This is a genomic window from Arthrobacter sp. NicSoilC5 (assembly GCF_019977395.1).
Classification (GTDB): domain Bacteria; phylum Actinomycetota; class Actinomycetes; order Actinomycetales; family Micrococcaceae; genus Arthrobacter.
The window spans coordinates 1,219,953-1,232,864 of sequence record NZ_AP024660.1 but is presented as its reverse complement, the minus strand read 5'-3'; the positions used below and the strand labels follow the sequence as shown (position 1 = coordinate 1,232,864).

Below are 12,912 nucleotides of genomic sequence, written 5' to 3'. Positions count from 1 at the left end.
GCAAGTGACTGAAATGTTCTACGACGATGACGCCGACCTGTCGATCATCCAGGGCCGCAAGGTTGCCATCGTTGGCTACGGTTCCCAGGGCCACGCCCACGCGCTGAACCTGCGCGATTCCGGCGTCGAGGTCGTCATCGCCCTGAAGGACGGCTCCAAGTCCACCGCCAAGGCCGAGGACGCCGGCTTCACGGTCAAGAACGTTGCCGACGCTGCCGAATGGGCCGACGTCATCATGATCCTCGCGCCGGACCAACACCAGCGCGCCATCTACAACGACTCCATCAAGGACAAGCTGACCGCCGGCAAGGCCCTGGCCTTCGCCCACGGCTTCAACATCCGCTTCGGCTACATCAAGGCACCGGAAGGCGTTGACGTCATCCTGGTGGCCCCGAAGGCTCCGGGCCACACCGTGCGCCGCGAGTTCGAAGCCGGCCGCGGCATCCCGGACATCATCGCCGTCGAACAGGACGCATCGGGCAACGCCTGGGAGCTGGCCAAGTCCTACGCCAAGGCCATCGGCGGCACCCGCGCCGGCGTCATCAAGACCACCTTCACCGAAGAGACCGAAACCGACCTCTTCGGCGAGCAGGCCGTTCTCTGCGGCGGCGTTTCCCAGCTGGTCCAGTACGGCTTCGAGACCCTGACCGAGGCCGGCTACCAGCCGCAGATCGCCTACTTCGAGGTGCTGCACGAGCTCAAGCTCATCGTCGACCTCATGTGGGAGGGCGGCATCGCCAAGCAGCGCTGGAGCGTCTCCGACACCGCAGAGTACGGCGACTACGTCTCCGGCCCCCGCGTCATCACCCCCGAGGTGAAGGAAAACATGAAGGCCGTCCTGGCCGACATCCAGTCCGGTGCATTCGCCAAGCGCTTCATCGAAGACCAGGACAACGGCGCCGTCGAGTTCAAGGAACTGCGCGCCAAGGCTGAGCAGCACCCCATCGAGGCTGTCGGCCGCGAACTGCGTTCCCTGTTCTCCTGGCAGCAGCAGGACGTGGACTACGTGGAAGGCTCCGCAGCCCGCTAAGGCTGCCAGCGCAACCGCATAGACCCCAATGGTGAGGCCGGGTTCACACTTAACAATGTGAGCCCGGCCTTTCCGTCGGCCTAGACTTGTTTCCATCCCCAGGACTGCAACGCAGAGGATCAGCCGTGTCAAAACCCGTAGTACTGCTCGCCGAAGAACTTTCCCCCGCCACCGTCGAGGCCCTTGGCCCGGACTTTGAAATCCGACAGACCGACGGCGCCGACCGTTCCCAGCTGCTCTCGGCGATCAGCGACGTGGATGCCATCCTGGTCCGCTCCGCCACCCAGGTGGACGCCGAAGCGATCGCCGCGGCCAAGAACCTGAAGGTCATCGCCCGCGCCGGCGTCGGCCTGGACAACGTGGACATCAAGGCCGCCACCCAGGCCGGCGTGATGGTGGTCAACGCCCCCACGTCCAACATCGTGTCCGCCGCGGAACTCACCGTGGGGCACATCCTCAGCCTGGCCCGCCACATCCCGCAGGCCAGCGCCGCCCTCAAGGACGGCGAATGGAAGCGCTCCAAGTACACCGGCATCGAACTGTTCGAAAAGAAGATCGGCATCATCGGCCTGGGCCGCATCGGCGCCCTGGTGGCCGCCCGCCTCAAGGGCTTCGACACCAAGATCCTGGCCTACGACCCCTACATCACCTCGGCCCGCGCCGCGCAGCTCGGCGTGCAGCTGGTCACCCTGGAAGAGCTCCTGGCCCAGTCCGACTTCATCACTATCCACATGCCCAAGACCCCCGAGACCGTGGGCATGCTTGGTGCGGACGCATTCAAGAAGATGAAGTCCACCGCCTACGTGGTCAACGTGGCCCGCGGCGGCCTCGTTGACGAAGAAGCGCTCTTCACGGCCCTGCAGGACGGCGAAATCGCCGGCGCGGGCGTGGACGTCTTCGCCAAGGAACCCAGCACCGACCTGCCGTTCTTCAAGCTCGACAACGTGGTGGTCACCCCGCACCTGGGCGCCTCCACCGACGAAGCCCAGGAAAAGGCCGGCGTCTCCGTGGCCAAGTCCGTCCGCCTTGCCCTCGCGGGAGAGCTGGTCCCGGATGCCGTCAACGTCGCCGGCGGCGTCATTGCCCCCGACGTCCGTCCGGGCATCCCGCTGATCGAGAAGCTCGGCCGCATCTTCACCGCGCTGACCCACGCGTCCCTGACGCAGTTCGACGTTGAAGTCGCCGGCGAAATCTCCTCCCTCGATGTCAAGGTGCTGGAACTTGCGGCGCTGAAGGGCATCTTCGCCGACGTCGTGACCGAACAGGTTTCCTACGTCAACGCCCCGGTCATCGCCGAGCAGCGCGGCATCAACGTCCGCCTCATCACCACGCCGGAGACCGAGTCCTACCGCAATGTCCTGACCCTGCGCGGCGCCCTCAGCGACGGCAGCCAGATCTCCGTGGCCGGCACCCTGACCGGCCCCAAGCAGATCGAGAAGCTCGTGGGCATCAACGGCTTCGAGGTGGAAATCCCCATCAGCGAGCACCTTGTGGTGGTTGCCTACACCGACCGCCCCGGCGTCATCGGAACCATCGGCCACATCCTGGGCATGAACAACATCAACATTGCCGGCATGCAGGTGGCCCGCTCCAACGAGGGCGGCCAGGTCCTGGCCCTGCTCACCATCGACAGCTCCGTTCCCCAGCAGGTGCTGGACGCCATCAAGGCCGGCATCGGCGCTGAGATGGTCCGGGAAGTGGACCTGGAAGACTAACGCGACACACCGGCCGAAACGCCGAAAGCCGCTCCTCCGCAGGGTACGTCCGTGCGGAGCCACGTATGATTGGCCGGTCTGCTTACAATGGCTACGTCCTGATTCAGGGCCATAGCCGGCAGACCGGCCAATACCTTTTGCACATCCGTCCGTCATTGCCCACGTCTGCCCGGGGGATGGATGTGCGCGCACGCAATCCAGGTTTCAGGGAGTTCCATGAACGCCGTCCAGAGGTTCATCAGAAGCAGGGTGCTGCTGTTGACCGCGGCCATCTTGATCGCAGCCATGTGCTTGTCGGTCGTCGTCCAAAGCCAGTCACAGGCTGCGCTCAACCGGACGGTCAATGAAAATTCGAGGGGGCTCTACGACATCCTGGTCCAGGCGAAGGCGCCCTCCGGGGCGCTGCTGCAGCCCGAGATCGCCAACGGCGCGGGCGGCATCGGCTTTGACCAACTGGACTCCATCAGGAAGCTGTCCGGCACGTCCGTGGCGGCCCCCATCAGCCTGGTCTCCCGCGTCACCCAGAACCTTGAGACCCCCCGCCTCGACGCCATGGACTACCTCGGCTACAACGCCGGGCTGGCAGGCACCGCCACGGCGGACCAGGCTGCCGGCGCCACCGCCCCGGACAAGTGGCCAGCCGCCGAATCGGTGCTGACCGATGCTGCCAAGAAGTACCGCCTGACCGCCAGCGCCGTGAGCTCCGACGGACACTCCGAACAGACGCTCTTCAAGACCACGGCCGAGGGCAGCCTGGGCAAGGCCCGCCTCGTGGAGGAAAAGGCACAGGGCGGCAGCAGCATCCGCATCGCCCCGGCGCAAGGGGAGACCGGCATCAAGTTCCCCGCCCCCGCCGGCGGCTCCGAGCACAACCTCTTCAACCTCTCCGTGGCCTTGCCGCTGGCCCCTGAGGTCACCGAGTCCGTCGTCGCCGTCGACCCTGCCGCCGAACGGGCACTGCTCGGCTCCGCCGGTGATTTCCTTGCTCCGCTGGAGAAGGCGCCGCCCGCTGATGCACGGGACGCAGGCGCCGTGGGCCGCTACCTCGAAGGGCTCTTCACCAAGGGCATCAGCATGGACCAGCTCAAGGAAGGGCCGGACTTCCTGGGCGTCAAGCTCAAGTACTGGGCCCCCTTGATGACCCAGTACCAGCAGGCCAAGCGCGCCGGCCAGCTGACCAGCGGCTCGCAGGCAGTTCCGCTGATTGTCCGCTCCGGTACGTCACTGGACCTTAAGTACAACGTCAAGATCGAGGAAATTGACGACGCCGGCAAGGTAGTCAAGGACATCGGGACCGTTTCGAAGTCCCTGGGCAAGGACTACCTGCCCTTCGTTTCCAAGGACCCCTTCGTGTTGTCCTGGCCTGGCTCTACGGACCACTCGTCCCTGCTGGGCAGCAACGGGAACTTCAACCCCGGCCTGTACACGCCGGCCAAGTGGAGCACGAACTTTGCCGGTGCCCCCAAGTACACGGACGGTGACACGGCAGCCAACGGCGCCGTGGACAAGACCGCCGTTCCCGGCGAATGGGTCACCGTCAACCGGCTGCCGGACAAGGCCGCCAACGGCGCTCCCGTTGACCAGACCCAGCGCGACCCCGTGGACGAGCGGTCCTACCGGGACAACCTGCCCACCGGCCAGCAGCAGGCCGCTACGCCGCTGCCCATGGTCTACGGAACGTTCGACCCCGCCGCCGTGGAGGCGGCCTCCGGTGACGTCAACAAGCTTCCGCTTGGCGGGTACGACCCCACGCCGTTCACCCTGGAGAAGGACGCGGCCGGCAAGGACGTGCCGGCGGCGGAACTGAAGCCATCACTCAGTGCCACCGGCCTGGCCAGCCAGTCCGCCGGTGCCATCACCGACTACTACGGACTCGCCGCAGCGCGTGGCTACAAGCAGAACGCCGCCGTCATCGACGCCGTCCGCGTCCGCGCCAAGGCGCCGGGCAGCTGGAAGGACGCCCAGCCCGAGGTGGAGAAGCTTGCCGCCGAAATCCGGGACATGGGCCTGGACGCCACCGTGGTGGCCGGCTCAGCCCGTGAGGACACCAGCATCTTCGTTCCGGGCTACTCCAAGGACGGTGCCGGCAAGGAATCGGCCCTCGGCACGGTCCAGCAGTCCTGGGTCCGGCAGAACGCCGCCGAAGCCGTGGCCGGAGCTCTTTCCGGGACCAACATCACCCTGCTCTTCCTGACGCTGTGCGGGGCCGCCCTCCTGACGGGCGCATCGACCGTGAGCTACATCCGCAAACGCCGCAGCGAGGCCGGAACACTGCGGGCCATGGGCTGGACCCAGCGGCGGATCCGCAGCTGGGTGCTGGAGGAATTCGGCGTCGGCGCCGTGCTGCTCGCCGCAGCAGGCATCGTGCTGAGCCTGCTGAGCTGGAGCCTGGCCACCGCCCTGGTGTGCGCCGCCGTCCTGGTGCTCTACTGCGCTGCGGCCCTGTTTGCCGCCCGGCAGCTCCGGCACCGCGACGTCATTGACCAGGAACCGCAGCACGACGAACGCCTCATTCCGGTCGACTCGCCACTGACGTTCGCCAACCGGCAGCTGAGCACCAACAAGTTCAACACCTTGTCCCTGGCTGTCGCGGTTGGTGTCTTCGGTGCCGCGGTCGGCGGCCTGATCGCCCTGCTGATCGACATTCCGCGCGCCGCCGGTGCGAGCGCCCTGAGCGGGCTGGCCGCAGCGAGCGTGACGCTGCCCAGCATCCTGCTGGCACTTGCCGGCGTGGCCGTGGGGCTGGTGCTGACCCTGGTGACGGGCCGGTTCGAGCTCAATGCCAAACGGCAGTACCTTGGCATCCTCCAGGCCATGGGCTGGAACCCGGACATGCTCCGCCAGGTCCGGTTGTTCGAAAACGCACTGGTGGGAACCGTGGCCCTGCCGCTGGGCGTGCTGGGCGCCCTGGGCATCGGCCTGCTGCTGGCCCCCTATGCAGCCATCTGGGCTGCCGTGGCCGGGCTGGTGGCTGTAATTTGCTGGATACCGATTGCAACGAAAGTGGTCCAATGACAAACCCGACGAACGTCCAGCGCAGCCGCAGGAGCGGCTCCAACGAGGTCCCCCTGCAGACCCGGGCCAACACCATCGTCAAGTCGGCCGACCACGCCACGCCGCTGGAGATGCGCGACATCACCATCCGCTATGGCGGCGGCAAGGGCGGCGCCGAGGCCGTCAGCGTGGTGGAAGGCTTCGACCTGACCCTGCACGCCGGTGAGATGCACTGCGTCGCCGGCCGAAGCGGCTCCGGCAAGACCAGCATCCTGACCGTCGGCGCGGGACTTACCCTGCCGACGTCGGGCCGGGTGTTCTGGGAAGGTGATTCGCTCGAAAGCATGGGCGACGACGAAATCGCCGACCGCCGTCGTGCCCTGATCGGTTACGTGGACCAGGGCGGCGCCCTGATCGACGGCATGAGCGCCCTGGAGAACGTCCTCCTGCCCGCCGTTCCGGACGGCGAAGTGGAGCAGCGGCGGGACATGGCCAAGGACCTGCTGGACCTGGTGGGCCTGGGCCGCCGCATGCGGCACCGCCCCGCCCAGCTGTCCGGCGGTGAACGCCAGCGCGTGGCCATCGCCCGGGCACTGATCCTCGGCACCAGGGTGCTGGTGGTGGATGAGCCCACCGCCTCCCTGGACCGTGCCTCCGCCAACCGCATCATCAGCATCCTGAAGGACACCACCTCCGACGGCATCGCCGTCCTGGTGGCCTCGCACGACCACGAACTGGTGCGTCTGAGCGATACCCTGACAGAACTGATCTAGTCCGCCCCCTTACGCACCGAAGGTAACCGTCCGCACCGTGACTGCTCCAGAGAAAACGCCGTTCTACATCACCACGGCCATCACCTACCCCAACGGCGTGCCGCACATCGGGCATGCCTACGAGTACATTGCCACCGACGCCATGGCCCGCTTCAAGCGGCTGGACGGCTTTGACGTGATGTTCCTGACCGGCACCGACGAGCACGGCATGAAGATTGCCCAGACGGCGGAGAAGGAAGGCATTACCCCCAAGGAACTGGTGGACCGGAACGTTGCGGTCTACAAGGGGGCGCACTCCGCCCTGGGCATCAGCTACGACCGGTTCATCCGCACAACGGACACGGACCACTACGCTGCCTCGCAGGCCATCTGGAAGAAGATGGAAGCCAACGGCGACATCTACCTCGACAAGTACGAGGGCTGGTACTCCGTCCGGGACGAGGCCTTCTACGCCGAGGATGAGACGGTGGTGAAGGACGACGGCGTGCGCTACTCGAAAGAGACGGACACCGAGGTCACGTGGACGGCGGAGGAGAGCTACTTCTTCCGGCTCTCCGCCTACCAGGACAAGCTGCTGGCCCTCTACGAATCCCACCCGGAGTTCGGCGCACCCCAATACCGGTTCAACGAGGTCATCAGCTTCGTCAAGCGCGGCCTGGAGGACCTGTCCATCAGCCGGACCACCTTCGACTGGGGCGTCCCCGTCCCGGGCAACGACAAGCACGTCATGTACGTTTGGGTGGACGCGCTGACCAACTACCTGACCGGCGTGGGGTACCCGGACGTGGACTCGGAGAAGTTCCGGAAGTACTGGCCCGCCGATGTCCACATCATCGGCAAGGACATCTCCCGGTTCCACGCCATCTACTGGCCCGCCTTCCTGATGAGCGCCGGGCTGGAACTGCCCAAGCGCGTCATGATCCACGGCTTCCTGCACAACAATGGGGTCAAGATGTCCAAGTCCCTGGGCAACGTGGTGGCACCGGCGGACTTCGTTGCCCGCTACGGCCTGGACCAGGTGCGGTTCTTCTTCCTGCGTGAGGTTCCCTTCGGCGCGGACGGCAGCTACAACCACGAGGCCATCGTGGGCCGCATGAACGCGGACCTGGCCAACAACTTCGGCAACCTGGCCCAGCGCTCCCTGTCCATGGTGGCGAAAAACTGCGGGGCCGCCGTTCCCACGCCCGGAGCGTTCACGGCGGAGGACAACGCGATCCTCGCCCAGGCGAATGGTTTGCTGGAAACCGCCCGCGCCGCCTTCGACAAGCAGGAGTTCAGCCGCGCGCTGGAGGCCATCTGGGGCGTGCTGCACCACACCAACGCCTACTTCGCCGAGCAGGCACCCTGGGTGCTGCGGAAGACCGACGTCGAACGCATGAACACCGTGCTGTACGTGACGCTGGAGGTCCTGCGGATCGTGGCGGTCCTGGCCCAGCCCGTCATGCCCGACGCAACGGCCAAGCTCCTGGATGCCCTCGGCCAGCCGGAAGGCGACGCCCGGCAGTTCGCGGCGATCCCAACCCCGATCGTGCCCGGTACGGCGCTGCCCGCTCCCACCCCGGTGTTCCCCAAGTTTGAGGAACCCGCGGAGTAGGTTCCTTCCTCCGCGGGCTCCCGGCGGATGCGCTCATGTCCAAAAGCTGAGACGTTTTGACCAGCATATGGATGTCTTGGCTACCCTGAAACCATGAGCGCATCCTCCATCGATCTTGCAGTTATTCCCGGCGACGGCATCGGCCCCGAGGTCATTGCCGAGGCCCTCAAAGTCCTGGAAAAGGCTGTGGCGGCGGAGGACGTGGAGCTCAAGCCGACGCACTATGAGCTCGGTGCCGAGCACTGGCTGGCTACGGGGGAGACCCTGCCGGATGCAGTCCTCGCAGACCTGCGGACCCGCGATGCCATCCTGTTCGGCGCCGTGGGTGCCGCCCCCGGCGACACCCGCATCCCGTCCGGCATCATCGAGCGTGAGCTGCTGCTCAAGCTGCGCTTCAGCCTGGACCACTACGTCAACCTGCGGCCGTCACGGCTCTACGGAACCGTCGGCAGCCCCCTGGCCAACCCCGGCACCATCGACTTCATCGTGGTGCGCGAAGGGACCGAGGGTCCGTACGTGGGCAACGGCGGCACACTGCGGGCGGGAACCCCGCATGAGGTAGCCACCGAAGTGTCACTGAACACCGCCCACGGCGTGGAGCGCGTGGTCCGCGACGCATTCCGCCGCGCCAGCCTGCGGGAGCGCAAGCACGTCACCCTGGTGCACAAGCACAACGTCCTGGTCTTCGCTGGGCACCTGTGGAAGCGCACCGTCGAAGCCGTGGCCCAGGAATTCCCTGGGGTCACCCACGACTACCTGCACGTGGACGCCGCCACCATCTTCATGGTCACCGACCCGTCCCGCTTCGACGTGATCGTCACGGACAACCTGTTCGGCGACATCATCACCGACCTCGCCGCGGCAGTCACCGGCGGCATCGGGCTGGCAGCCTCCGGCAACATCAACATGGACCGCACCGCGCCGTCCATGTTCGAGCCGGTCCATGGGTCCGCACCGGACATCGCCGGCCAGGGCAAGGCTGACCCCACCGCGGCCATCCTCTCCGCCGCGCTCCTGCTGGACCACCTCGGCTACACCGACGCTGCCCGCAGGATCGAAGCCGCAGTGGTTGCCGACGTCGAAAAGCGCGACGGCACAGCACGCAGCACCAGCGCCGTGGGCGACGCCATCGCCGCCGGCCTGTAGCCCGCGCCGGGGCCGCCGGCATCGGGCGTAAGCTTTACTCGAATCACCAAATGCCGCCTTCCCGTTCAGCGCTGAACCCCGGGCGGCCGATCGTGGAGGAACCATGACTCAGACCGCCCATGGCGTCGAATTCACCCGGCAGCCCTCGGAGAACCCGAAGTCCGCCGAGGAGCGTGCAGCCATCCTGGCAAACCCGGGATTCGGCAACTACTTCACCGACCACACCGCCATCGTCGACTACAGCGTGGACGCGGACGGCGACGGCGGCTGGCACGACGCCCGGATCGAACCCTACGGTCCGATCGTGCTCGACCCGTCCGCCGCGGTCTTCCACTACGGCCAGGAGATTTTCGAAGGGCTCAAGGCCTACCGGCACGCGGACGGCTCCGTCTGGACCTTCCGTCCCGAAGCCAACGCGGCACGCCTGAACAAGTCCGCCCGCCGGCTTGCACTGCCCGAGCTGCCGGCCGAATACTTCCTTGGCGCGATCCGTGAGCTGGTGGCCGTGGACAAGGAATGGGTGCCCTCCGGCGACGGCGAAGCCCTCTACCTGCGGCCCTTCATGATCGCCACCGAGGCTTTCCTGGGTGTCCGGGCAGCCCGTGAAGTGTCCTTCCGCGTGATCGCATCGCCGGCCGGCAACTACTTCGGCGGCGAACTCAAGCCGGTCTCCATCTGGATCTCGCGCCAGTACGCCCGGGCAGGCCGCGGCGGCACCGGCGACGCCAAGTGCGGCGGCAACTACGCTGCCTCCCTGATCGCGCAGCAGGAGGCCGAAGCCAACGGCTGCAAGCAGGTGCTGTTCCTGGACCAGGCCAACGACAACGCCGTGGAAGAGCTGGGCGGCATGAACGTGTTCTTCGTCATGAAGGACGGCTCCCTGGCCACTCCCGCGCTGACCGGCACCATCCTGGAAGGTGTCACCCGCATGTCCGTCATCCAGGTGGCCAAGGACATGGGCCGCGAGGTTGCCGAGCGCAAGATCACCCTGGACGAGTGGCGCGACGGCGTGGCGTCCGGTGAGATCACCGAGGTCTTCGCCTGCGGTACCGCAGCTGTGATCACTCCCATCGGGGTCCTCAAGGACGATACCGAGTTCATCGGTTCCGAGGACGCCAAGGCCGGCGAGGTCACCATGGCCATCCGGGAGAAGCTCCTGGGCATCCAGACCGGCGCCGAGCCGGATACCCACGGCTGGCTCACCCGCCTGGCATAGTTTCAAACTTCAACGTACGACGGCGCCTGCCGGACTTTGGTCCGTCAGGCGCCGTTCTGCGTTTCAGCCGGCGGCGGGTTGGTCAGCGGCGTGCTGCCTTCCGGGCCGCGTTCTTCATGGCTTTGCGGGAGACCGGTTTCAGTGCTTTGCGGGCCGCTTCCTCCGCCAAAGCACGGTTGCGCCGTGCGTCGATAAGGTCGTTCCAGAGGGCCGTGGCAAACACGCCACCGTCCTGGGCATAGACGTCGTACGGGTAGCCGGCGAAGACGGCGGGGGTGGGGCCGCTGGTGAACGGGTCCTTGTTGGTGGCCTTCGCCACGGCATCGCCCACAGCCCAGGTCCTGGTCAGGTGCCGGGTGAGGTTCTCCTGGACGAAGACGTTCGCATCGCCGGACCGGGCAGCCTGGTCCAGCAGGGATTCCAGGTCCGCGGCAACGATTGCGGCGCCGGCCTGGTCTGCCGCCGCGGAGGCGGCATCCAGTTCCGCGGCGATGCCGGCGACGGCCTCCGACCAGTCCGTGGTTTCACGGAACTTCCGCCACGTCGGGAACCAGACGATGCTGCCCGTGGCGTGGTTGTGGACGTGCAGCAGGCCGGTGGCTTTTTCGGTGGCCGAGTGGTCGTGTCCGTCGGCGTCCGCCTGGGCGAGAAGGTCTGCGAGTGATGCTGTGCTCATGGGTGATATCCGGCTTCCTGCTGAAGATCGTGGTGCTGTCTTTGGTGCCAACCCGCAGCCGGCGCCCTCTTATTCCGCCGGCGCGCAGAAGCCACGCTGGGGGAGGGGCTCCCACGGATGCAAGGATGGGGTGGTGACGTCAGTTTCCGGCATGGGCCCGCAGCGCAGCAGCGGGCTCACCCAGTTCATCCTTGCCCCCAACCCGGGCCCCATGAGCCTGGACGGCACCAACTCCTACATCCTGCGCGGCCCCGCGCAGTCCGCCGTGGTGGTGGTGGATCCCGGGCCGGAGGATGAAACGCACCTGGCCGCACTGGCCGGCGTGGGCACCGTGGAGCTGATCCTGGTGACCCACCGGCACGCCGACCACACTGCCGGGTCCGCGCGCCTGCACGGGCTCACGGGCGCACCCGTCCGCGCCATGGATGCCAGCCACTGCCATGGCGGGGGAAAACCCCTGGCGTCCGGGGAAGTGATCCGGGCGGCGGGGCTGGAGATATTGGTGGTGGCCACGCCGGGGCACACCTCCGACTCCGCCTGTTTCCACTTGCCGGCGGACGGGCGGAACGGATCGGTGCTGACGGGGGACACCATCCTTGGCCGGGGGACCACCGTGCTGGACTATCCGGACGGGACGCTGGGCGATTACCTCGCGTCCCTGGACCTGCTCGAGGCCCTGGGACCCGCCACGGTACTGCCTGCGCACGGCCCGGTGCTGCCGTCCCTGGAGTCTGCGGCCCGCGACTACCGGACGCACCGGGAGGAACGGCTGGCGCAAATCCGCGCGGCACTGGCCCGGCTGGGCCGGGACGCAACTGTGGGTGAGGTGGCGGACGCCGTCTACGCCGGCGTCGGACCTTCCGTCCGGCGCGCCGCCGAACTGTCCGTGGCGGCCCAGCTCTCGTACCTGCGCGGCGGGAGTGAAGGGCAGCCGGCGCCGCCGGGACGGTAGGGTAGGAGCCATGCGTATTGCCAGGTTTGTCGTCGATTCCGATCCCCTGTACGGCGTTGTGGAAGGTGCCCCCGGCAGTGAGGAAATCACTGTCATCCACGGCGACCCCTTCTTCAACGGCGTGGAGCGCACCTCCGTGCGCCACAAGCTGGAGGACGTCCGGCTGCTTGCACCCATCATTCCGCGCAGCAAGGTGATCGGCGTAGGCCGGAACTTCGTGGAGCACGCCCATGAACTCGGCAACGAGGTCCCCGCCCAGCCGCTGCTCTTCCTGAAGCCCAACACCGCCGTCGTGGGTCCCAATGACCCCGTCGTGCTGCCGGAGTTCTCCGAGGAAGTCTCCTTCGAAGCCGAACTCTGCGTGGTCATTGGCCGCATCTGCAAGGACGTGCCGGAAGACCGCGTGGACGACGTAATTTTCGGGTACACCTGCGGCAACGACCTCACGGCCCGCGACGTCCAGAAAACCGACCTGCAGTGGACCCGCGCCAAAGGCTTCGACACCTCAGCGCCGCTGGGCCCCTGGATCGAAACCGACCTGGACACGGAGGACCTGCAGATCCAGGGCCGCCTGAACGGCGAGGTGCGCCAGGACGGCAGCACCAGCCAGATGATCCGGGGCGTGCGCGAACTGGTCTCCGTGGTGTCCCAGGCGTTCACCCTGCTGCCCGGCGACGTCATCATGACCGGCACGCCGGCCGGTGTGGGGCTGGTCAAGGAGGGCGACCGCTTCGAGGTGGAAATCGAAGGCATCGGCCGGCTGTCCAACCCCATCGTCCGCCGCTAGCACCGGCCCGCAGGGCGGGAGGCGGCATG

10 protein-coding genes are annotated in these 12,912 nt (G+C 67.0%); 9 read left to right on the top strand and 1 reads right to left on the bottom strand.

Translation table 11 applies throughout. From position 1 onward, the window contains the following. Positions 1-4: 4 nt before the first annotated feature. The 7 genes from ilvC to LDO22_RS05750 all read left to right on the top strand — a co-directional run bounded on the left by ilvC (position 5) and on the right by LDO22_RS05750 (position 10,468). Positions 5-1,030: a ketol-acid reductoisomerase gene (ilvC, locus tag LDO22_RS05780; protein ID WP_159631698.1), complete on the top strand. Its 1,026-nt coding sequence runs from the start codon at positions 5-7 to the stop codon at positions 1,028-1,030. A gap of 125 nt (positions 1,031-1,155) precedes the next feature. Then, positions 1,156-2,745, top strand: a complete 1,590-nt coding sequence (gene serA / locus LDO22_RS05775; RefSeq protein WP_224026432.1) for a phosphoglycerate dehydrogenase — start codon at positions 1,156-1,158, stop codon at positions 2,743-2,745. Between the two features lie 216 nt (positions 2,746-2,961). Then, positions 2,962-5,760, top strand: coding sequence for an FtsX-like permease family protein (locus LDO22_RS05770; protein WP_224026431.1), 2,799 nt, complete (start codon positions 2,962-2,964; stop codon positions 5,758-5,760). After that, positions 5,757-6,512: an ATP-binding cassette domain-containing protein gene (locus LDO22_RS05765; protein ID WP_159631700.1), complete on the top strand. Its 756-nt coding sequence runs from the start codon at positions 5,757-5,759 to the stop codon at positions 6,510-6,512. The genes LDO22_RS05770 and LDO22_RS05765 overlap by 4 nt, the downstream gene beginning before the upstream one ends. Before the next feature lie 37 nt (positions 6,513-6,549). Continuing rightward, on the top strand, positions 6,550-8,106 hold the full coding sequence (metG, locus tag LDO22_RS05760) for a methionine--tRNA ligase (RefSeq protein WP_224026430.1): 1,557 nt from the start codon (positions 6,550-6,552) through the stop codon (positions 8,104-8,106). Between the two features lie 93 nt (positions 8,107-8,199). Continuing rightward, positions 8,200-9,252, top strand: coding sequence for a 3-isopropylmalate dehydrogenase (locus LDO22_RS05755; protein WP_224026429.1), 1,053 nt, complete (start codon positions 8,200-8,202; stop codon positions 9,250-9,252). 103 nt (positions 9,253-9,355) lie between these two features. Beyond that, positions 9,356-10,468 carry a branched-chain amino acid aminotransferase gene (locus LDO22_RS05750; protein ID WP_224026428.1) on the top strand — a complete coding sequence of 371 codons (1,113 nt, stop codon included), beginning with the start codon at positions 9,356-9,358 and terminating at the stop codon, positions 10,466-10,468. A gap of 82 nt (positions 10,469-10,550) precedes the next feature. Here LDO22_RS05750 and LDO22_RS05745 read toward each other — a convergent pair whose 3' ends face one another. Then, positions 10,551-11,144: a hypothetical protein gene (locus LDO22_RS05745; RefSeq protein WP_224026427.1), complete on the bottom strand. Its 594-nt coding sequence runs from the start codon at positions 11,142-11,144 to the stop codon at positions 10,551-10,553. 151 nt (positions 11,145-11,295) lie between these two features. Here LDO22_RS05745 and LDO22_RS05740 point away from each other — a divergent pair, with 151 nt between their 5' ends. After that, positions 11,296-12,096 (top strand): MBL fold metallo-hydrolase, encoded by an 801-nt coding sequence (locus LDO22_RS05740; protein WP_224027169.1) that lies wholly within the window; start codon positions 11,296-11,298, stop codon positions 12,094-12,096. A 10-nt stretch (positions 12,097-12,106) separates the two neighbouring features. Further along, the gene (locus tag LDO22_RS05735; protein WP_224026426.1) at positions 12,107-12,883 is read left to right on the top strand and encodes a fumarylacetoacetate hydrolase family protein; all 777 of its coding nucleotides are present in this window, start codon (positions 12,107-12,109) and stop codon (positions 12,881-12,883) included. The last annotated feature ends 29 nt before the right edge of the window (positions 12,884-12,912 follow it).